The organism is Commensalibacter communis, assembly GCF_947179105.1.
Lineage (GTDB): Bacteria > Pseudomonadota > Alphaproteobacteria > Acetobacterales > Acetobacteraceae > Commensalibacter > Commensalibacter communis.
Genome location: NZ_CAMXCK010000007.1, coordinates 77,106 through 97,737, shown reverse-complemented (window position 1 = coordinate 97,737; position 20,632 = coordinate 77,106). Strand labels below are relative to the sequence as shown.

Below are 20,632 nucleotides of genomic sequence, written 5' to 3'. Positions count from 1 at the left end.
ACATTTTTGGATAATTTTATAGAATATACGAAAATTTGATTCGTATATTCTAATATAGACGATAATTATTTAAGTGTTATGTTCAGTTTTTTTGCAATGCCATTGCCATATTCTGGATCAATTTTTACAAAATGTGCCAACACACGTTCCACAGTTTCTTTTTTAACTGATTGCAAAGACTCAGCAATATTATTGATCAGCAGTTCTTTTTGATCTGCATTCATTAATTTAAATAATGCTGCGGGATAACTATAGTAATCGCCATCAGTTCTGTTGTCATAGATACCAGCTGCCCCAGAAAGATCAGCAGGAAATAATGGATTTGGATCATTGGTTTGTTTAGGGGCATTGGGGTCGCTGTTTGGCTCGTAATTTAGGCTTGAACCACCATTACTATCAAAACGCATTGCACCATCACGTTGATAATTTGCATAAGGGCATTTGGGCGCGTTAATTGGTAATTGTTGGTAATTGGTACCAATACGATAACGTTGAGCATCCGCATAGGCAAATACACGACCTTGAAGCATTTTATCAGGGGAAAGGCCTGTGCCAGGAATTACATTGCTTGGTGCAAAGGCAGCTTGCTCGATCTCGGCAAAATAATTTTCTGGGTTACGGTTTAATTCAAAAAAACCAACCTCATGCAAAGGAAATTCTTTTTGAGACCATACTTTGGTCACGTCAAAAGGATTATCTTTGTGATTTTTTGCTTGTTCTTCTGTCATAATTTGAATATAGACACCCCATTTCGGATAATCACCCTTTTCAATGGCATTAAACAAGTCTTCGGTTGCGTAATCAGGGTTGCTGCCATCTAATTCAGCGGCTTTTTTAGGATCAAGGTTTTTGATCCCTTGTTGTGTTCTGAAATGCCATTTCACCCATGTTCTAACACCGTCTTTGTTAATCAAACTGTAGGTATGGCTGCCGTAACCATGCATAAATCTGAACCCATCAGGAATCCCACGATCAGAGAATAGGATCGTGACTTGGTGTAATGCTTCGGGGGAGAGAGAGAAGAAATCCCACATCATATTCGGATCTTTGAGATTTGTTTGAGGCACTCTTTTTTGTGTATGGATGAAGTCTGGAAATTTAATCGCGTCACGAATAAAGAATACAGGCGTGTTGTTTCCAACAATATCCCAGTTGCCTTCTTCGGTATAAAATTTAAGCGAAAATCCACGGGGATCACGGGCAGTATCTGCAGATCCTCTTTCCCCACCAACAGTCGAAAAACGTGAGAGAATAGGGGTTTTCTTACCAATTGTATCAAATAATTTTGCAGAAGTATATTTTGAGATATCTTTGGTCACTGTGAATGTACCATGCGCACCTGCGCCTTTGGCGTGGACACGACGTTCTGGAATATTTTCACGATTAAAATGTGCTAATTTTTCGATCAAATGAAAATCATCGATAAGGACTGGGCCTCTGGGCCCAGCTGAGCGAGAGTTTTGATTATCTGCGATTGGGGTACCACTGGCACCTGTAAGTTTTTTACTCATTGGTATGCTCCTTAGGTTGTTTTTAATAAAGAAAGCAGTCGGTATTATTTCTTGACATCATTGATGATAAAGTTTTGTTCTATTTAATCAAACGAAAAAATTAAATATGGATTATTGACGATCACGATAAAGATCATTGTATATGTATCTGTAATAAATATATTTTATATATTACTATCATGCAATTATTATAAAATATATCTTTTTACAATTAAATAGTATTCTTGTCTTTGAATCAACCTGTGATTGATAAAACGATTTAAAATGAATAAATTTTTTCAGTAGTTTTAATGTTTAATTCACACTGAGATTCAAATTTTAAAATATTTTTTTTTGTAAAGTATCACGTTGTGTGGGGATGAAAATATTTTATACAAGATAAAGATGCAACGTTATCTTGTCATTATTAGGAACCGATGTGATTCCATGGTACAGAAAATGGCTTGCGTATTTTAAATTAGCAAGATGTCGTGTGGTTAAGACTAAATCGATTATATTAAATTATATTTATAAAGGAATAATCATGGATTATATAGCAATATATCACAATGCTTCTTTCCCTCAATTATCTGTTATTTCCAAAGCCTCACAAAAACAGTTAAGTTGCCAGCAATTCCTTGGTATACTTGCCGATTTGAAAGTAGCAAATGATTTGTTAGCTACTGGACATTATCAAAAGGCAATTCATTTATTCGATAAAAATATTACAATTGTGGGTCAACATTACTTGTCGCCTACGACGAATATATCTGATGATACGGGAACTAAATGAATACTTGGACAAATAGAGCAAAAAAAAGGTCGCTTGAAAAGAGCTGCTTATTTAAAACGGAATGTTCTAGAAAGTAGAGTCAGTGTATTTCAAGAAAACAATCAATGCCAATAACAAAAATAAAAGTTAAGATAAACAAGATACAATGATATTTTGTTTATCTTAATTGTGTTGAGGTCAATCTTTTTATTAAAAGACAACGTTTACGTGAACACCCAGCACGACAGCATCATTATACAAATTTTTGTAGGCTCCAACTTTATGAAAATATTCAAAAACGGGCATAACTTTAATTCCTCTATATACCGCCGCGCCATAGTTAACTTCAAATACCATAGCATTCGTTTGTGCGGCTTCGGCATTATTCAATAGGCTGAACGTGCCATTTTCCATAAAGGTGGTTCCTTGGGACATTTGATAACGTTGTGCACGTCTTAAAGAGCGTGGAATGGTATAATAGGTCATCATAAATCCAATTTGGTCATAAGGCCGTGCATGCCAAAAACCACGATCTAGCAAACCAATATTATAAAAATCTTTGAAACTGCTTGTAGATGGAGACTGATGGTTCCAATTGGCTAAGACATATAAACCATGATTGTCCATTGGGTCGTTTCTGTAGATCATTTGTCCAAACATGATCCAATATTGTGAAGCATTGTCCCTTTTGCCAGTTTCCGAAACTTGAGATGACCAAGTATCATATTTGGTGGTATCATACCCAGCACCAATATGATAATATCCATTTAATTGTTTCTTGCCAAAATTAGAGATATAGCTAAATTCAACGGGAATAAAGGCGCCTGTCGCATGTTTCGTTCCCCATGATAGTCCTGCTGAGCCGCCTTGTCCTGTTTCACCAAAGGGGGTGCTTTCATATGCACCAACTGCAAAGCTAAATTGTTCAGAAAAATTATATATTATCCTGCCTGACCATACATTGTTTGGCCATGCGGAATATCCTTGTTGTGAACCCATACTGGTCATCTGATTACAGGTCGAAGCAGTAACATATTCACAGGCAAAGGGACTGACGGCAAAATCATCACCTGGATTAAAACGTCCTACTTTTAAGTTAATTTTATTATTCCATAATGCTTGTTCTGCATATAAATTATATAGGCGTAAAAAACGATCGTTACTGCTGCCATAGATTTCTTGGGCTTGCATGAATGGGTCGCCAACATAATCTGTGCTAGCATTTCGTCCCGCAAGATTCATTAAAATTAAATGGGTTGAAAATCCTTTCCAACCAATCAATTTGTCCCAATCCATATCCAATGCAAATTCAACTTCGTGCGCATAATCAGCCCCTTTTTTCTTACCACCACGAACCACACCGACGGTTTCACCGATGTAGCTCAGCCCAAATTGTACACCATATTGCTCTAGATATTTATTTGCCCCCGTAAAAAATAATTCTTCGTCCGGGTCAAAGGCTGTATCAATATGATAAGGTATGGGTTCTGCGGGTGGGGTAACATTATTTTTGATAATGGATTCTTTATCTTTGGAAGTTTGTGCCCCTGTTATGTTGTCTTTATTCGTTGCAAAATCTGTTTTTGCAAATGCACTCGTAGTAAAATGACAGCTTAATAGAAAAGCAGAATATATATATACAGTTCTCAGACAATATTTAGTAACCATACAGATCAACCCATAATGAAATGTTAATTTATGCAGCAAGTAATAAAGGAATACCCTTGTTATAAAAGTAACATTTGCATATTTGACTTCAAATCACTTTTATTGAAATTTTAAAATATATTTATTTATAGTAATATAATTGCTATAATTACATTCTATTTATGCAATAAATATAATCGTTTCTTGAACAAGAAATTAAATACTTACTGGTTAAAGAATTTTTGAAGTTTTACAATATTGATCCAGTAAGATTATAAATATCAAAGCTTTCTCTGAAAATGTAATCATTGTATATTTGATATTCTTTCTTTAAAAAACCTTACAGTATATTCAGAATACTCTTCGATTGCATCAAGCAGAGAATGTTCTGTATTACCAATAATTTTTAATGAGTCATTGAATGTAATCAATGAACCTAACTGAACGGTATTATTAATCTTATTCACTATTTCGGTATAAGATGATCGAATATCTATTCTGCAATAAATTTCACGGATTTGATGATATTTATAAGAAATAGTAATAGAATTTGAATCATAGTTTCCAAAAAAGAGGATGTCTTTGTTCCAATGTTGTTCAGGGGGAAGATACGTAATTGAATTTAAGAAGTTTTCAGAGCAATATTGGGTAAACCAGTCAATATTATTAAATTGATCTTCAGAGATAGACCGAGGGATAATTCCATCATTATGTTGTATAATCGTTTTGTAAGGAAGCAACCAAAATGAAAATTGTTAGACTGTTATGATTTTATTTATGAAAATGATTTTAAAAAGTAAATATAACTGGGAAAAAATTACCTATCTATAAAATAATGTGAAACAACAATATAAAATCGCAGTTAGCAATTTTTTCCATAGAATAATGAATACATGTTTCTTTAAAAATTACATGGTAATCCTCTCTTTTATTCCCGACATAAAAACAGTAAACTTCATTGATTAATATTTTACTGACAAAGACAGGATCAACAGATGCAATCTACTCGTATTCCCGCCACCATTATTTCTGGTTTTCTAGGTGCAGGAAAAACCACATTGTTGCGTTCTTTAATGGAAAAAACAACGCATAAAAGAATAGCGATTATTGTGAATGAATTTGGCTCCTTGGGCATTGATGGGGATATTTTAAAAAATTGTGGTGTTCCTGGCTGCACCGAAGATAACATCGTGGAATTGGCAAATGGGTGTATTTGTTGCACAGTCGCCGATGAGTTTTTGCCAACGATGGAAGCTTTACTTGATCGCGAAGATCCACCAGAGCATATTATTATTGAGACTTCTGGATTGGCATTGCCAAAGCCTTTAATCAAAGCGTTTAATTGGCCAAGTATTAAAACCAGAATGACCGTTGATGGTGTGGTGACTTTAGTTGATTCTCCTGCAGTAATAGCTGGACAATTTGCGGATGATCCTGAGGCCGTGGCACAGCAACGGGCGGAAGATCCTTCTTTGGACCATGATAATCCTTTGCATGAAGTTTTTGAAGATCAACTTTGTTCTGCTGATTTGATTATTTTAAATAAAATTGATTTAATTACACCAGAACAAGCACAACAATTAACGCAAGATATTCAAAAAGAAATTCCTAAAGCAGTTAAAATCATCCAAGCATCGAATGGAAAACTTGATCCTGAAATTATTTTGGGTATTAATGCGGGTGCAGAAGATGATTTACAGTCTCGTCCATCTCACCATGATGGGGAAGGTGAAGATCACGAGCATGATGATTTCACCAGTTTTGTGGTAACGATTCCAACTGCGGATAATCCAGAAACATTGGTTCAAAAATTAATCCAAGTTGCCAATACACATGATATTCTACGGATCAAAGGTTATGTGAATATTGCCAACAAACCTATGCGTTTAGAAATTCACGGTGTAGGACAGCGATTTAACTATCATTTTGATCGCGCATGGCGTGCAGATGAAAGTCGTGAGAGTAAATTGATTATTATTGGCGAAACAGGGATAGATCAAGATGCTATTCAAGCTGCGTTGCAATAGTGTTTGAGTAGTTTTAGTTATTATCAAAACAAAACGAAATAGCTATTAAATGTGATTTATTTTAAGAAAGGCTAAAGAAAATGGGTAATTATGTCACTTTAGCTGTAGCTATTTCAACTGGTTTTATAGGTATGATTACTTGTATTATTGCCTATTCTCAAATGAAAATAGCGAGTGCAAAAGTCAAACTTGATTTATACGAACGGCGTTTTAACATTTATGTAACTGCGTTAAATTGTTATCGGGCACTTTATAAAAAACAACCTGAGGAAATAGCAAAGTATACATACGAGTTAATGAAATCGTGTAGGGAAGCACAATTTCTTTTTAAAGAAGATGATGTTATTTATGAAATTTTAACTAAAATGCACAGAAATGGTGGTATAATTGAGGGTTATCGAGAATATATCAGCCAAAATGCGAATAGAAGTAAAGTTAATTCGGATATTTTTCACAAAGATTCTGTGAATGCTTTGAGGGAGTTTGAGAAAAACCTTATGGATCTTGAAACAAAAATAAAACCGTATATTCAATTTGAAAATGTTAAAGGTTGGACGTTTTTTTAATGAGTTACTTAATATTTTAAAAGAGACTCTAAATGCATTTACTGGTTCGTGAAATTAAAACTTTGGATGAGCAAGCGCCTGCTGAGGATTTGCAACACGAGCCAGCGGATATTTTGTTTTTATCTTTTTCAGACAGTGACCTCAATATCATGGGGCATTGTTTGGAAAAGTCAGAGTTTCAAAATGCTTCCATTCGATTGGTGCCTTTAAAGCGGCTTCGTCATCCAATGTCGGTGGATATTTATGTTGAAGAGACCTTAAAAAAAGCAAAATTTGTGATCCTTCGGCTGTTGGGTGGCATTGAATATTGGCGCTATGGCACAGAGGAAGTGGTTGCCACTTGTAAAGCCCATCACATCCCTTTATTGGTTCTTTCGGGTGAAGGATATGATGATCCAAAATTAGATATGCTTTGCACGCTCCCTCCTTTATTATTAGCGCAATATAAACGGTTCTTTTATGAAGGCGGGATTGATAATTTTATGCATATCTTGCAACTAACAACACATTATCTTGCACAAAAATCCTATCAAGCCACCCCTGAAAATCTACCAATGGTCGGCGAATATTCCTTCTCATTGCCCGAAAAAGAAAATCAGCCAATTGTCATTATTTTATTTTATCGCACGCATTTATTGGCTGATAATATCCAGCCCATTGCTGCATTGGCTGCTCAGCTTGCCGAGAAAAATGTCAATATCAAAGGGGTCTATATTTCTTCTTTAAAAGATCCGATGGTTTCTTGCTGGGTTGCAGATTTTTTTCTTAAAATCAATCCAAAAGTCATCGTTAATGCGACTTATTTCTCTATTCAACAAGATGCAGAATTCTCGCTTTTTAAACAAACAAACGTGCCTGTGTTACAAGTTTTACAACCAGGAAATACAAAAGAATTATGGGAAAGCAGCTTTCGTGGTTTGTCTCAAACCGATCTTGCGATGCAGGTCGTATTGCCAGAGTTGGATGGAAAGTTATTAACGACAGCTATTGGGTTCAAAAAAGAGACAAATGATCAAATCCAGTATGATCCTTATCCCGCAGGAATTGAACTGGTTGCTGATCGTGTGATGGGATGGATGAACCTTGCCACGAAAGCAAACAAAGATAAAAAAATAGCGTTATTCTTATCCAATTATCCTGGTGTTGGTGGCCAAGAAGGACATGCGGTGGGATTGGATAGTTTTGCCAGCTTGTACTATATTTTACAATGGTTAAAAGAGGAGCAATATGAGCTTTCCGAGCCTATTCTTTCGATCACCGAGTTAACCGATAGTTTATGTCAAAAAGCAGCTTCTGTTATTTTAACGATTGATGAGTATAAACAACTTTTTTCTGAACTTCCGGTAGCGTTTCAAGACACTGTTTTAAAAACCTGGCCTCTGATCGAAGATGATGAAACCGTTCAAAATGGGTGCTTTAGTTTACGTCATTTTACCCTTGGAAATATTATTATTGCTATTCAACCTGAACGTGCCACATTAAACAATCATAAAACTTTATATCATGATCCAGATACGCCACCATCGCATGGTTATATTGCCACTTATTTATGGTTACGACAAAAGCAGAAGATTGATGCAATGATTCATCTTGGCACGCATGGCACGATGGAATGGTTGCCTGGCAAAGCAACTGCTTTATCCGAGAATTGTGCGCCTGCTGCTTTATTGCGTGGGGTGCCAGTGATTTATCCTTTTATTGTCAATAATCCAGGTGAAGCCGCATGTGCGAAAAGACGACTGGGTGCTGTGACGATTGGTCATTTGACCCCCCCTGTGAATAAAGCGATATTAAGTGGTGAGGCAGCGGAATTAGAACGGCTAATTGACGATTATGCCGAGGCGGATGGATTGGATCGCAGGCGTAGTCAGCTTCTTATTGGTGCGATTTTAGATAAGGCGGAAACTTGCGGGTTACTAAGTGAAACTGGCATTAACCGTCAGGAAACTGGCGATGAAATTGCGCTAAGCCATCTTGATGCGTATTTATGCGATGTGAAAGATTTACAGATCAGAGAAGGCTTGCATATTTTTGGCATGCCTCCAGTCAAAAAAGATCAACTTTTAGAGAATATCAAAGCCTATGCGCCTGGCAAAATTCATGAACTTGAACAAAAACTTGGCCAATGTGCAGAGCAAGAAAAATCGGCTCTGTTAAACGCATTATCAGGGCAGTTTATAGCACCAGGCCCTGCGGGTGCGCCCACACGAGGACGCTTGGATGTTTTACCAACAGGGCGTAATTTATATACAGTTGATCCACGATCTATTCCCACTCAAACCGCTTATTTGTTGGCGCAAAAAGCAGCCGAACAATTATTGCTGCGATATATGCAAGAAAATGGCGATCATTTGCGCCATCTTGTCATCGATTTATGGGGAAGCACGAACCTTAGAACTGGCGGTGAAGACCTTGCTTTGGCTTATATTCTGATGGGTGCCAAACCGTTATGGGACCCAACATCAGGCAGAGTGCATGCCATAGAGATTATTCCTTTGCCAGAGATGGATCGACCGCGTGTAGATGTAACTTTGCGAATTTCTGGTTTTTTCAGAGATGCATTCGAAGCACAAATCAATAATTTTGATCAAACCGTTGAAGCAATTGCAAAAAGAGAAGAACCTGCGGAATGGAATCCGTTGGCAGGTCTTTATCAAACGACACCTGATCAAGATAAACATCAGGTATTAACGCGTATATTTGGTACGGCTCAGGGTACTTATGGCACAGGAATTGAGCAACCTTTAACGATTGGCAATTGGCAAGAGAAAAAAGAGCTTGGTGAATCATGGTTAAAGAACTCTGCCTATGCTTATGGTCGAGATAAAGCGGGGGAATATAACCAAGAAGGGCTTTCTGATCGATTAAAAACGACGCAAGCCTTTTTCCATAGTCAAGATCATGCTGAAATTGATTTATTAGATAGTCCTGATTATGCCGCTCACGAAGGGGGATTTGCAGCCGCAGCCGAGCTATTTGATAATCGCCCAGCTTTATATCATGCCGATACTTCCAAAGCAGAAACGCCTAAAATCCGATTGTTGGTGGAAGAGGTCAATCGCATTACACGAGGGCGCGTTGCTAATCCTGTTTGGATTAATTCTATGATGAAGCATCATTATCGAGGGGCTGCGGAAATAGCACGTTCAGTCGATGCTTTATTTGGTTTTGCAGCAACGTTATCCCACCGTTTTGATCAACAGTTTAATTTGGTTTTTGAAGCAACGTTAGGGAATGAAACGGTGAATAATTTTTTAGAACACGCCAATAAAGAAGCTAAAAAATCCATACAAAATCGTTTTAAAGAAGCACGAGACCGTGGGTTATGGCATCCGCGTTCAAACAGCGTGGCAATGATCTTGGACGAAGAATAAGACATGAATCATATTCGTCGAGGATGGTGTCCTTCTTTGTATAAGCCGATGGAAACAGGGGATGGTTTCCTGTGTAGGATTAAACCTTTTTTTTCCTCAATGACCAGCGAACAAGCAAAGATTATTGCGGAATTATCTGAACAATACGGGAATGGATATATAAACCTTTCCCAAAAAGGAAATTTACAATTGCGTGGGTTCACGCGTGAGAATATTGATCTTGCTATCCCTCGGATTATCAAAGCACATTTGGGATCAAATGATGCGATGATGGAGGAAAAGCGCAATATTATGATCTCGCCGTTGTGGGATCTTGATTCCTCCCGGAATCCTGAAGCCTATGCTATTGCGGTTGAATTACAAAATGGATTAGAAGATCATCCAGATATTCACCCTTTAACAGGAAAATTCAGCTTTTTGATTGATGGTGGAGAGTATTACGGATTACAAAACATTTATGCAGATGTGAATATTCGATTTTATGAGGGGCATTGGATTATTCAACTTGGGCAGAACGAACAAGTTATACAATGTTCACGCCAAGACTTAGTCAAAATCATCTTAGGAATCATACAATTTTGTAGGAAGCATCAGTTAAAACGCTTATTAAACTCAGGAAATGTGCAACTTTATTTACAGCAAAATTTTCACCCAACCATTAAGTATATAAATATTCATCAACATAATGCTTTACCAATTGGTTCATCGCAGCTTTCTGCAACATCAATCGTTCATTTAGGGGTTCCTTTTGGATTGTTGAGGGCAAGTCAGTTATTGCATTTGGCAGCTATAGCAGATCAATATGGAAACAGGACTATTCGCTTTACACCATGGCGTAGCATTATTTTGCCTCATTGTTCTCCAGAGGCTTTGCCTGCTCTTTCTGATTTCATAATTACCCAAGACGATCCCAGATTGTATATGACAACATGTCCAGGAAAACCATTTTGTATACAAGGACAACAAGCAACGATGGACGCTGTTTCTTCTTTGGTTCCAATTTGGAAAAATCAGAAAAGCATGATTCATATATCTGGCTGCGCCAAAGGCTGTGCTTCACCTCAGATAAATCCTATTACCCTCTGTGCGACGAAAGAAGGATATAATCTGATCTTTAATGGTAAAGCCGATCAAGAAACGCCTTATCAAAATCTCAAATTGACAGAAATTATCAATTTGCTACAAACAGAATTTCTTTCTTCTCATTAAGAAAAGTAGTTATTGATGCCTTTATATGACTATATCCATGATGGACAAGCAATTTATAAGCAATCTTTCGCAACCATTCGTCGTGAAGCTAATCTATCCAAATTTACAGAAGATCAAGCGAGGATTGCTGTGCGGATTATTCATGCCTGTGGTCGTATTGAAATTACTGAACAACTTATGTTTCATCCAGATGTCATTACCGCGACAGAGAATGCTTTACAACAAGGCAAACCGATTTTTTGTGATGCCGAGATGGTGGCGCATGGAATTACGAAACGGCGATTACCTAAAAATAATGAAATTATTTGCACATTAAACCATCCTGATACGCCAATGCTTGCACAAACTTTACAAAATACGCGTTCCGCGGCTGCGATTCACTTATGGGGAGATGCTTTGGAAGGCGCGGTGGTTGTAATTGGAAATGCCCCAACGACCTTATTTCATTTAATCAATCTTTTGGAAGCAAAGAAAATTCCATATCCTGCGGCGATTATTGGGGTTCCTGTTGGTTTTGTGGGGGCAATGGAATCAAAAGATGCTTTGGCAGAATGGGGAAAAGTCCCTTATTTGATTGTGAAGGATCGTCAAGGGGGTAGTGCGATGGCGGTAGCTGCAATTAATGCGTTGGCACAGAAACAGGAAATATAAAGGGATGCATGGGCATTTATATATTCTGGGCATGGGCCCGGGCGATCCTGAGTTGGTAACACGGAAGTCAGAACGAATTTTACGACAAACCACGCTTTATGCCTATTTTGCTAAAAAAGGTGAAATTGGTCACGCAAGAAAAATTGCGGATGATATGTTAACTTCACATCATTACGAATTGCGTTTTGAATATCCCATCACGACCGAAATTCCTCATCAAAGTGATGAATATAAGCAGGCTCTTTGTTTATTTTACGATCAGTCAGCAAAAACGATCGAGCAATATCTACAAAAAAATCAAGATGTTGTGTTGTTATGTGAAGGCGATCCTTTGCTATATGGCTCAGCTATGTATATTTTAGAACGATTACAGCCCAATTATACGACGCATATTGTCCCAGGTATTACAGCGATGAGTGGATGTTGGAGCGCGGCTCAATTACCGATCGTGAAATATGAACAGACGCTCACTGTTTTGCCTGCGACATTACCTTTGGAAGAGCTTATTGCTAAACTTCGTCTTTGTAATGCGGCTGTGATTATGAAAATGGGGCGTAATTTATCCAAAGTAAAACAAGCCTTACAAGAAACAGGTTTAATTGATAAAGCCATTTATATTGAACGTGGCACTCAAGCTGCAGAGAAAATGATGCCTCTAACACACTACACAGAACCTAAAGCGCCGTATTTCTCTTTAATTTTGATTGCTGGATCTTAACGCTGATGAGTGGACATATTTATATTATTGGTCTAGGTCCTGGGGATCAAAATTTACTAACCATTGAGGTTGCTGATTTATTACCAACATTAACCGATATTATTGGCTATGGTCCTTATGTGCAGCGTGTTCAGGTGCCCGATACAGTTCAAAAACATAGCTCTGACAATCGTGAAGAATTAGACCGTGCGCGTCATGCATTATTATTGGCACAGCAAGGGCATCGTGTTGGTGTAGTATCCTCTGGCGATGCAGGCGTTTTTGCGATGGCGAGTGCTGTTTTTGAAGCGATTGACCATGGTGATCCATCGTTTAAAGAAACCGAAGTGACGGTTTTACCTGGAATTTCTGCCATGTTTGCGGCTGCCTCTCGGTTGGGTGCACCATTAGGACATGATTTTTGTGCGATTTCCTTGTCTGATAATCTAAAGCCTTGGGAAGTTATTCTCAAACGCCTCAGATTGGCTGCTCAAGCTGATTTTGTCATTGCGCTTTATAATGCTGTTTCCAAAGCACGTCCTTGGCAGTTGGATACAGCATTTGAGTTGTTAAGAGAAGAGTTGCCCTTGGATATTCCTGTAGCATTTTGTCAGGCGATTTCCAGAGAAAATGAGCATATTGAAATTACCAATTTGAAAGATGCCAAAGCCTCTATGGGGAATATGCAGACCCTTGTTTTGATTGGCAGTCGATATAGTCAATTACTGACGACCCAACAAAAAACATGGTTTTATACGCCAAGATCAATCAAATGATCCTTTATTTTATACAGGATAAAGCATTTTTCTATCCTGTATAGACGGTTGTTTTATTATTCTATGTTTTGTCTTTTATACACAATATAAGAAATCAGCCAAGCGATAATAAATAATCCAATAATGGCATAGCCTAAATCATTAAAGTTACTTCCCAGCGCACTGATCCAATCCCAGAAAAATCCTGTTAATTCCAGTTGATCGGCCAGTAATCCCAAAGCTTCGACACCGCCAATAAAAATAGCGACAATAATTGAAACCAATGTAATGGACATATTATAGAATAATTTACGCATGGGTTTCACAAAAGCCCAATCATAGGCTTTGAGCATCATGATGCCATCAGATGTATCCACCAGAGACATTCCTGCGGCAAAAAGAACAGGAAAGACCAAAATTGATTCAATAGGAACGCCTTTGCTAGCTTGGGCTGCGGACACACCAAACATGGCTACTTCGGTTGCGGTATCAAAGCTGAGGCCAAATAATACCCCCAAAGGAAACATATGCCATCCTTTGGTTACCAGTTTAAACATTGGACGAAATAGTCGTGATAAGAAACCACGATTATTCAATAAAAGATCCATATCTTCATCAATATAATTGCCACCTGCTTTGACGCGTTTATAAGTTTTATAGATTGAGATAAAAATATAGATATTCATAATTGCAATAATCAGCAAAAAGGTCGATGAAACTAACGTTCCGATGATGGCTGAATATTTTTGAAAACTGCCAAAATTATTTAATGTATTGGCAGCAATCGCAACCAAGGCTGCGGCAATAAAAACGACGGTTGAATGTCCCATGGCAAAAAAGAAACCAACAGAGACAGGTCTTTGGTTCATTTGCATTAATTTTCGGGTGACATTATCAATCGCCGCGATATGATCGGCATCCACGGCATGTCGTAGCCCGAGGCAGTAAATGGTTAAGGAAATGCCGAGCAAAGTCGGACTGTCATAAAAAGCGATGAATGCCCATATCCAAGCCCCAAGATTAATAATGGCCAAGATAATATAAATGGTGATGATGCGAGCTTTTAAATTCGGTGAGCTCTCATCAAAAAGTTGTTTAATAGCGGTAAACATGAAATATGCCTTACGGTAATGTTCATGTCATTATGAAAAGAAAAAAGAGGCAATAATGGCATCTTTTTATCCCATCGAGGCACCCCGCCCAATGGTTTCACGTTGACGAATGATGATGGCAGGTCTCCTGACTTCATAGTATGCACATTATTTCACCCTTCCCAGAATATATATTCCAGTGGGATTACAGAAATAACCAACTATTAACAGTTGCGGGGGCAGCTATAGATTTGCACTATATTCCCTATTATTCCAACGGAACCATCAAATGGGGTTATAGTCTTTATTATTTTAAAAGACTATAGGGATTTTATGATTTTTTATGGTTGTGATATGAATAAAATAGTTTGTTTTGAAGTAAGGATAGAATGATGACTTGCCAACCAACAATCAGGATAAGTATTGTAACATTATTAATGTTTACGACGATAGCCAAAGCAAAAGAGCCTGTTCATTGTTATGGCTATCTCACTGAAATGGTTAGGAGCAGTAATTTTCCTGTGCGTGAAGTGACTAAGGATAAAATCAATTTATTGATTGATGAAGATCAACCTAGCATGATTACAGCACAAGTGATTTATGATGTCACTCGACAACCAGATAATTCGAGTTTCACCTCTATTGGTTGGATTAAATATGATGTGGCAAACCATATTCTATGGAATAATTCAGCAGATTTAAACGAGCATCCCGTTAAATTATCATTTAATCAGAAATATGCAGATGGTTTTGACCAATGTCGTAAATAGAAGAGTGGATTATGATAGATTATATATATTCTTTAACTAAGCAAAGAGTTTACGCAAAAATTAATTATCAAAAGGAAGGGAATATTGACTATTATTATAGTGCAAATCTTTTAGAATATTGTTTTCCTGAGGAGTTAATGACATTAATTACTGAATATAATGGTATCGTTGAAGATATGGTCATTTCGTTGCTTGATATCATCGAAAAGAAAATTTATACTAAGTATGATTTGGTTTTATATAATAGTAAAACCAGAATATTTAACTTGTCTATTCCTCAAGATAATAAAATGTATTTTTTCACTAAATATCCAACATCTCGAGGTTTTAGAGATCAATATTAAAATTTGTGATTAATAAATATTATTAAAAAATAATGTTGTCTATCTAAAATATTTTGATTTAAAAAACTGGCCTTTCGAAAGTAGCTAGAACCAGTCATATGACTATTTTATATATAATAATAACTAACGTTTGTTGCTTTTATTTAAAAAATCGCTATTTACTATATTTACAGGAAACAATAGAAAAAGCCATTCCTAAGTTCAGATGGCTTTGTTGATGTATTAAATTGCTACGCTAGATATAATATCAGGTTGTAACATGTGATATTATAATTTTACCTCATCAGGCAATGGTTTTCCTGCAAAGAATAATCCCAATGAATTTAATATTTTTTCTGCTATTTTTTTAGATGTTTCATAGGTTGCACCTGCAGAATGTGGAGCCATTACGATATTTGGCAGGTCTTTTAATGCTTGTGGAACATGCGGTTCATTGGCAAATACATCTAGTCCAGCACCTGCTATTTTCTTTTGTTGTAAACATTCGACCAAAGCCTCTTCATCAACGGTTACGCCACGACCAATATTAATTAAAAAGCCTCGTTCACCGATGGCTTCGATAATTTCTTTATTGACGGCTTTTCGAGAGTTATCCCCACCGCTGGCTGCTATAATCAAAATATCGGATTGTCTAGCTAACTCTAATAAAGATGGCACGAAATTCCATTGTACATCCGTGTGCTGATGACGTGCCGTATAGGAAACGTCGTTATCGAACGCAGCAATTCGTTGTGCAATGGCTCTGCCAATTGGGCCCATGCCCATAATGCCGATCTTTTTATTGGAAACAGAAGTGCCTTGATAAGGGCAACGTTCATTTTCCCAACGTCCAGCACGGATAAATTGATCCCGTAATGTTAATTGACGTGCCACATCCAATAATAAACCAATCGCCATGTCTGCAACGTCTTGTGTGGGGGCATTGGTCGCGATACTCAGTTTAATATTTCTTTGTTTAATGAGCTCTATGTTGACATTATCATACCCAACCCCATGAACTGTAATAAGCTTTAGATTAGGCAATTGATCTAGCATTTCAGTCGGCGCGCCAATAACCCCATTCGTAATCACTGCTTCGACTTTGCTTAAAATATCAGCAGAAGGCAGATCGTCGATATGAATATGATTGGTAAATTGTTGATTGATTTGTTCTTGGATAGATTTATTCATCGGAACAAGTTGTAAAATATTTGGTTTCATTATTCATTTGTCCTTAATCTATTAAACGGAATAAAATGTTCATGTTGAATGTTGGTTAATTATAGGCATATTATGAGCCTCTTTGTAAATTTAATTAAAAAGTAAGTTGAATGTGATGATTCATTTTATTCTTGGTGGTGCTAAATCAGGGAAAAGCCAATATGCAGAAATGCAAATGAAACAATATGCTCAACCCTGGATATATTTAGCAACGGGCAGAGCTTGGGATGATGAAATGAAACAAAAGATACAACATCATCAAGAGCGTAGAGGAACGGGATGGATTACTGTTGAAGAGCCTATTCAAATAGCAGATTATTTAAAGCAACCAAATCATGCGCCTATTTTAATAGATTGTTTAACATTATGGTTAACGAATTTAATGATGGATGAAAGAGATATAGAACAAGAAACCATACAGCTCGTTGACGCCTTGCAATCGTACGGTGGGGATATTTTTATCGTCAGTAACGAAGTTGGGCAAGGAATTGTTCCCGTTGAACCCATGGCAAGGGCTTTTCGGAACTATGCAGGGATATTACATCAAAAAATAGCCTCGATTGCGGATGATTTTACGTTTATCGTGGCGGGCTATCCAATGAAGATGAAATCACAAGAGAGGGATATATAATGACAGACCATGATGCTGAGTTGCATAAAAAGAAAATGCAGAAAAGAAAAGAGTTACAAACAGAGCTTGTATCTTCTAAAACAGAAACCAAAGGGCTGGTGATGGTGCATACAGGTTCTGGCAAAGGGAAATCGACAGCTGCCTTTGGATTAGTATTCAGAAATCTAGGCTATGGTCGCAAATGTGCCGTTGTTCAGTTCATTAAGGCTCCAGAGTGGCAAACGGGTGAACGAAAAATGGCAGACAGGTTCCCCGATTTATTAGAATGGCATACGTTAGGTGAGGGCTTTACATGGGATACGCAAGATAAGCAAAAAGATATTGCCTCTTGTGCCAAAGCCTGGGATGTTGCGTTGAAGTATTTGCAAGATGAAGAAATTGCGTTGGTCGTCTTAGATGAACTGAATATTGCATTACGGTATGATTATATTGCGATGGAAAGGGTTTTAGATGGCTTGCGGAATAGACCTTCCATGCAGCATGTGGTTATTACAGGGCGCAATGCTAAGAAAGAGCTCATTGATGCAGCAGACTTGGTAACCGAAATGAGCTTGGTTAAACATCATTTTGAAGCAGGTGTAAAAGCTCAAAAAGGAGTTGAATTTTAATGGTACGTGCCTTGATGTTCCAAGGAACAGGTTCCAGTGTTGGTAAATCGGTATTGGTTGCTGGAATTGCCAGAGCATTAAGGCGACGAGGCTTTAAGGTTTTACCTTTTAAGCCTCAAAACATGTCTAATAATGCTGCTGTCACCAAAGAAGGTGGTGAAATTGGACGTGCGCAAGCATTACAAGCGATGGCTTGTGGTGTGGAACCCAGTGTGCATATGAATCCTGTTCTGTTAAAACCGCAAAGTCAAGTTGGTTCACAGATCATTGTTCAAGGTAAAGTGTGGGGGACAGCCAAAGCCAGAGAATATCAAGTTATAAAATCTCAGTTAATGCCTTATGTATTAGAGAGCTTTGAAATTTTATCGCGACAAGCAGACATTGTCTTAATCGAAGGGGCAGGGTCTGCATCAGAAATTAATTTAAGAGAACATGATATTGCCAATATGGGGTTTGCTCAAGCCGTCAAAGCACCTGTCTTTTTAATCGGGGATATTGACCGCGGTGGCGTTATTGCGAGCCTTATTGGTACGCATGCAGTTTTACCGCCAGATGATCTAAACTTAATTAAAGGATTTATCGTGAATAAAATGCGGGGTGATCCTTCTTTATTTACAGAAGCAATGGAATGGATCAGCCAACAGACGCAATGGAAAAATATTGGATTACTTCCTTATTTTCCTCAACTCAGTCAATTGCCAGCCGAAGATGCTGCAGATTTAAAATCTGTTACTCATCAAAAACAACAAGGCAAGCTCGTTATTTCTGTTTTACTTTTACCAACGATTTCAAATTTTGATGATTTTGATCCGTTAAAATATGAGGAAAACGTTCAATTAAATTTTGTAAAAGTAGGGGATGTTATTCCTAAAAACTCGGATGTGATTATTATTCCTGGATCTAAAACAACAATTAATGATCTACAAGCTTTATATGAAACCGAATGGGACGTTGATATCAAGGCTCATGTAAGACAGGGCGGTTATGTGATGGGGATTTGTGGGGGATATCAAATGCTGGGCAGAGAGATTGTTGATCCACATGGTATCGAAGGGGAAGTGCCTCAGATTAAAGGATTAGAATTAATAAATATATCCACGAGATTAGAGCGTTCTAAAAAGTTAAATGAAGTGAAAGGCAAGCTTTTTATTGAGGGCATATATTGTTCAGGATATGAAATGCATTTAGGTACAACAGTCCATCATGGTGCTTACACCCCTTTTGCTAGATTAGAACAAGAAAAATTAGATGGGGTTATCTCAAGTAACGGTCGGGTCTTAGGAACTTACCTACATGGAATTTTTCACCATAATCAAGCACGTCAAGCTTTGTTGCATTATTTTGGTGTTTGCACGAGCAGTTGTGATTTTTTATCACAAATCGAAGATCATTTAGATCAGTGGGCCCAGCACATTGAACAGAATCTAACTATAGAAACTTTATTACAATATAGTTGATGTAAAAAACCTCCCTAAATGATTAGAGAGGTCAAGTTAAGTAGTTAGGTAGTTAATAAAAGAGATTAAGTAAAGGAAATAGATGGTAATCTCTAAGTAGTCTGCAGTTATTGATTACTGGTATAAAAGCCAGTAAATGATAACCATATTTATGTATATCCTTATTTTATGTAGTTTGGCAATAAGATTTTTTCGATAAAGAAGATAAAAAAGTTCATTATTTACAGTTTGTCAATAACTATTATATGGTATTAATTAATTATTTGTAATAATAAAATGTAATATTTATTAATGAAATCTTAATTACTTGATAAAAATATTAATTTTTAGTAATTATACTTTTGGTTAAGACATACAACGATAATAAAACAAATAAATAATATAAATTACAAGCTAATGAAAATAGTTTTAATGCATTGTTGAGATTACTTTTACTTACTGTTTTTCTTCCTCTGCCTATCCAAGGGGTATTAATCACGGTATTTTGATATTGACGTGGCCCTGCAAGATAAATGGATAAACAAGTTGCCATTGCTGCCTCTGGCCATCCAGCATTGGGCGAATTATGTTTTTTAGCTTCATGAACAATAAATTGAAAATCAGCGATTGGGTGTTTGCTGGCTGCCAAAATAATCCATAATGCAGAAAGTCTAGATGCTGGATAGTTCACATAATCATCTGTTTTAGCAGCAGCATATCCAAAAAATAAATGTTTTTTGGTTTTATGTCCAATCATACTATCGGCTGTATTAATGGCTTTATAGGCAATAATCCCAGGTAATCCACCAACGCACCCCCAGAATATAGGGGCAGTAACACCATCTGAGAAATTTTCAGCAAGGCTTTCGATAGCAGCCCTGGCAATGCCTGATTGGTCTAATTGTTCAGTATTTCTGCCGACAATTTGGCTGACTGCATGACGGGCAAGGTTAATATCAGATTGGTCAAGTGCGTTTGCTACGTTTTGAACATGTTCGTGTAAAGATCGTCTGGCAACAAAGATGCTGCCGATCATTCCAGAAATAAGATATGCAATCGGTTTTGGCAGAAAGTTAAAGATGATTTTTTGTAACAAATAACCAGTTATACTCGGAATGGTTACTGCCAACCCGAGAGCAATAAATCCCTTTCTTTTTTGTTGTTGAGGTGCCTCTGTGGGATGATTGAATTTTTTATCTAACAAACCGATCAAATTGCCTATCCACACAATGGGATGCGGAATTTTACTATAAATTTGTTTAGGGTCACCCCATATTGCGTCAATTAAAATAGCAATAGCCATTATTTTTAAATGGCGTAAAAGCAGTGTTTGGATAACATAAATAAATAGTTTTTTCATTAGT

At 37.2% G+C, this 20,632-nt stretch carries 18 protein-coding genes and 1 riboswitch; of the genes, 13 read left to right on the top strand and 5 right to left on the bottom strand.

The genetic code is table 11. From position 1 onward, the window contains the following. Positions 1 to 65: 65 nt before the first annotated feature. Entirely contained in the window at positions 66 to 1,511 is a 1,446-nt protein-coding gene (locus PQG52_RS10345) for a catalase (protein ID WP_271801847.1), read from the bottom strand. A gap of 523 nt (positions 1,512 to 2,034) precedes the next feature. On the opposite strand from PQG52_RS10345, the gene PQG52_RS10340 reads away from it, so the two are divergent. Continuing rightward, positions 2,035 to 2,283: a hypothetical protein gene (locus PQG52_RS10340; protein ID WP_271829399.1), complete on the top strand. Its 249-nt coding sequence runs from the start codon at positions 2,035 to 2,037 to the stop codon at positions 2,281 to 2,283. Positions 2,284 to 2,472: 189 nt separating this feature from the next. Here the strand turns inward: PQG52_RS10340 and PQG52_RS10335 are convergent, their stop codons facing one another. After that, the gene (locus PQG52_RS10335) at positions 2,473 to 3,930 is read right to left on the bottom strand and encodes a carbohydrate porin (RefSeq protein WP_271829398.1); all 1,458 of its coding nucleotides are present in this window, start codon (positions 3,928 to 3,930) and stop codon (positions 2,473 to 2,475) included. Positions 3,931 to 4,904: 974 nt separating this feature from the next. Here PQG52_RS10335 and cobW point away from each other — a divergent pair. The 7 genes from cobW (at position 4,905) to cobJ (ending at position 13,209) form a co-directional block, all read left to right on the top strand. Continuing rightward, on the top strand, positions 4,905 to 5,936 hold the full coding sequence (gene cobW, locus PQG52_RS10330) for a cobalamin biosynthesis protein CobW (RefSeq protein WP_271829397.1): 1,032 nt from the start codon (positions 4,905 to 4,907) through the stop codon (positions 5,934 to 5,936). An 80-nt stretch (positions 5,937 to 6,016) separates the two neighbouring features. After that, complete coding sequence (locus PQG52_RS10325; RefSeq protein ID WP_271829395.1) at positions 6,017 to 6,502, top strand: hypothetical protein; 486 nt, start codon at positions 6,017 to 6,019, stop codon at positions 6,500 to 6,502. 32 nt (positions 6,503 to 6,534) lie between these two features. Then, positions 6,535 to 9,876 carry a cobaltochelatase subunit CobN gene (gene cobN, locus PQG52_RS10320; RefSeq protein ID WP_271829394.1) on the top strand — a complete coding sequence of 1,114 codons (3,342 nt, stop codon included), beginning with the start codon at positions 6,535 to 6,537 and terminating at the stop codon, positions 9,874 to 9,876. Positions 9,877 to 9,879: 3 nt separating this feature from the next. Next, entirely contained in the window at positions 9,880 to 11,085 is a 1,206-nt protein-coding gene (gene cobG, locus PQG52_RS10315; protein WP_271829393.1) for a precorrin-3B synthase, read from the top strand. A 15-nt stretch (positions 11,086 to 11,100) separates the two neighbouring features. Then, the gene (locus tag PQG52_RS10310) at positions 11,101 to 11,736 is read left to right on the top strand and encodes a precorrin-8X methylmutase (RefSeq protein WP_271829392.1); all 636 of its coding nucleotides are present in this window, start codon (positions 11,101 to 11,103) and stop codon (positions 11,734 to 11,736) included. A 4-nt stretch (positions 11,737 to 11,740) separates the two neighbouring features. After that, positions 11,741 to 12,454 (top strand): precorrin-2 C(20)-methyltransferase, encoded by a 714-nt coding sequence (locus PQG52_RS10305; RefSeq protein WP_271829390.1) that lies wholly within the window; start codon positions 11,741 to 11,743, stop codon positions 12,452 to 12,454. A 5-nt stretch (positions 12,455 to 12,459) separates the two neighbouring features. Further along, complete coding sequence (cobJ, locus tag PQG52_RS10300; RefSeq protein ID WP_271829389.1) at positions 12,460 to 13,209, top strand: precorrin-3B C(17)-methyltransferase; 750 nt, start codon at positions 12,460 to 12,462, stop codon at positions 13,207 to 13,209. A gap of 56 nt (positions 13,210 to 13,265) precedes the next feature. On the opposite strand, the gene PQG52_RS10295 is transcribed toward cobJ, so the two are convergent. Then, positions 13,266 to 14,300 carry a HoxN/HupN/NixA family nickel/cobalt transporter gene (locus PQG52_RS10295; RefSeq protein ID WP_271829388.1) on the bottom strand — a complete coding sequence of 345 codons (1,035 nt, stop codon included), beginning with the start codon at positions 14,298 to 14,300 and terminating at the stop codon, positions 13,266 to 13,268. Positions 14,301 to 14,400: 100 nt separating this feature from the next. Then, positions 14,401 to 14,581, bottom strand: a riboswitch (cobalamin riboswitch). An 87-nt stretch (positions 14,582 to 14,668) separates the two neighbouring features. On the opposite strand from PQG52_RS10295, the gene PQG52_RS10290 reads away from it, so the two are divergent. Together PQG52_RS10290 and PQG52_RS10285 are read left to right on the top strand one after the other, a co-directional pair. Further along, the gene (locus tag PQG52_RS10290; RefSeq protein ID WP_271829386.1) at positions 14,669 to 15,049 is read left to right on the top strand and encodes a hypothetical protein; all 381 of its coding nucleotides are present in this window, start codon (positions 14,669 to 14,671) and stop codon (positions 15,047 to 15,049) included. Between the two features lie 11 nt (positions 15,050 to 15,060). Beyond that, the gene (locus tag PQG52_RS10285; protein WP_271829384.1) at positions 15,061 to 15,393 is read left to right on the top strand and encodes a hypothetical protein; all 333 of its coding nucleotides are present in this window, start codon (positions 15,061 to 15,063) and stop codon (positions 15,391 to 15,393) included. Positions 15,394 to 15,660: 267 nt separating this feature from the next. Here the strand turns inward: PQG52_RS10285 and PQG52_RS10280 are convergent, their stop codons facing one another. Further along, positions 15,661 to 16,593: a 2-hydroxyacid dehydrogenase gene (locus PQG52_RS10280; RefSeq protein ID WP_271829383.1), complete on the bottom strand. Its 933-nt coding sequence runs from the start codon at positions 16,591 to 16,593 to the stop codon at positions 15,661 to 15,663. Between the two features lie 115 nt (positions 16,594 to 16,708). On the opposite strand from PQG52_RS10280, the gene cobU reads away from it, so the two are divergent. The 3 genes from cobU to PQG52_RS10265 are packed head-to-tail and all read left to right on the top strand — an operon-like array spanning position 16,709 to position 19,289. Beyond that, positions 16,709 to 17,224 (top strand): bifunctional adenosylcobinamide kinase/adenosylcobinamide-phosphate guanylyltransferase, encoded by a 516-nt coding sequence (gene cobU, locus PQG52_RS10275; protein ID WP_271829382.1) that lies wholly within the window; start codon positions 16,709 to 16,711, stop codon positions 17,222 to 17,224. Beyond that, positions 17,224 to 17,832, top strand: a complete 609-nt coding sequence (gene cobO, locus PQG52_RS10270; protein ID WP_271829381.1) for a cob(I)yrinic acid a,c-diamide adenosyltransferase — start codon at positions 17,224 to 17,226, stop codon at positions 17,830 to 17,832. The genes cobU and cobO overlap by 1 nt, the downstream gene beginning before the upstream one ends. A 14-nt stretch (positions 17,833 to 17,846) precedes the next feature. Next, the gene (locus tag PQG52_RS10265; RefSeq protein ID WP_271829417.1) at positions 17,847 to 19,289 is read left to right on the top strand and encodes a cobyric acid synthase; all 1,443 of its coding nucleotides are present in this window, start codon (positions 17,847 to 17,849) and stop codon (positions 19,287 to 19,289) included. Between the two features lie 319 nt (positions 19,290 to 19,608). Here the strand turns inward: PQG52_RS10265 and cbiB are convergent, their stop codons facing one another. Then, positions 19,609 to 20,628, bottom strand: a complete 1,020-nt coding sequence (gene cbiB / locus PQG52_RS10260; protein ID WP_271829380.1) for an adenosylcobinamide-phosphate synthase CbiB — start codon at positions 20,626 to 20,628, stop codon at positions 19,609 to 19,611. Between the last annotated feature and the right edge of the window lie 4 nt (positions 20,629 to 20,632).

What these genes read in the sequence shown, in the direction of transcription:
- PQG52_RS10345 (WP_271801847.1), bottom strand. Translation starts at nt 1,511, where the DNA reads ATGAGTAAAAAACTTACAGGTGCCAGTGGTACCCCAATCGCAGATAAT.
- PQG52_RS10340 (WP_271829399.1), top strand. Translation starts at nt 2,035, where the DNA reads ATGGATTATATAGCAATATATCACAATGCTTCTTTCCCTCAATTATCT.
- PQG52_RS10335 (WP_271829398.1), bottom strand. Translation starts at nt 3,930, where the DNA reads ATGGTTACTAAATATTGTCTGAGAACTGTATATATATATTCTGCTTTT.
- cobW (WP_271829397.1), top strand. Translation starts at nt 4,905, where the DNA reads ATGCAATCTACTCGTATTCCCGCCACCATTATTTCTGGTTTTCTAGGT.
- PQG52_RS10325 (WP_271829395.1), top strand. Translation starts at nt 6,017, where the DNA reads ATGGGTAATTATGTCACTTTAGCTGTAGCTATTTCAACTGGTTTTATA.
- cobN (WP_271829394.1), top strand. Translation starts at nt 6,535, where the DNA reads ATGCATTTACTGGTTCGTGAAATTAAAACTTTGGATGAGCAAGCGCCT.
- cobG (WP_271829393.1), top strand. Translation starts at nt 9,880, where the DNA reads ATGAATCATATTCGTCGAGGATGGTGTCCTTCTTTGTATAAGCCGATG.
- PQG52_RS10310 (WP_271829392.1), top strand. Translation starts at nt 11,101, where the DNA reads ATGCCTTTATATGACTATATCCATGATGGACAAGCAATTTATAAGCAA.
- PQG52_RS10305 (WP_271829390.1), top strand. Translation starts at nt 11,741, where the DNA reads ATGCATGGGCATTTATATATTCTGGGCATGGGCCCGGGCGATCCTGAG.
- cobJ (WP_271829389.1), top strand. Translation starts at nt 12,460, where the DNA reads ATGAGTGGACATATTTATATTATTGGTCTAGGTCCTGGGGATCAAAAT.
- PQG52_RS10295 (WP_271829388.1), bottom strand. Translation starts at nt 14,300, where the DNA reads ATGTTTACCGCTATTAAACAACTTTTTGATGAGAGCTCACCGAATTTA.
- PQG52_RS10290 (WP_271829386.1), top strand. Translation starts at nt 14,669, where the DNA reads ATGATGACTTGCCAACCAACAATCAGGATAAGTATTGTAACATTATTA.
- PQG52_RS10285 (WP_271829384.1), top strand. Translation starts at nt 15,061, where the DNA reads ATGATAGATTATATATATTCTTTAACTAAGCAAAGAGTTTACGCAAAA.
- PQG52_RS10280 (WP_271829383.1), bottom strand. Translation starts at nt 16,593, where the DNA reads ATGAAACCAAATATTTTACAACTTGTTCCGATGAATAAATCTATCCAA.
- cobU (WP_271829382.1), top strand. Translation starts at nt 16,709, where the DNA reads ATGATTCATTTTATTCTTGGTGGTGCTAAATCAGGGAAAAGCCAATAT.
- cobO (WP_271829381.1), top strand. Translation starts at nt 17,224, where the DNA reads ATGACAGACCATGATGCTGAGTTGCATAAAAAGAAAATGCAGAAAAGA.
- PQG52_RS10265 (WP_271829417.1), top strand. Translation starts at nt 17,847, where the DNA reads ATGTTCCAAGGAACAGGTTCCAGTGTTGGTAAATCGGTATTGGTTGCT.
- cbiB (WP_271829380.1), bottom strand. Translation starts at nt 20,628, where the DNA reads ATGAAAAAACTATTTATTTATGTTATCCAAACACTGCTTTTACGCCAT.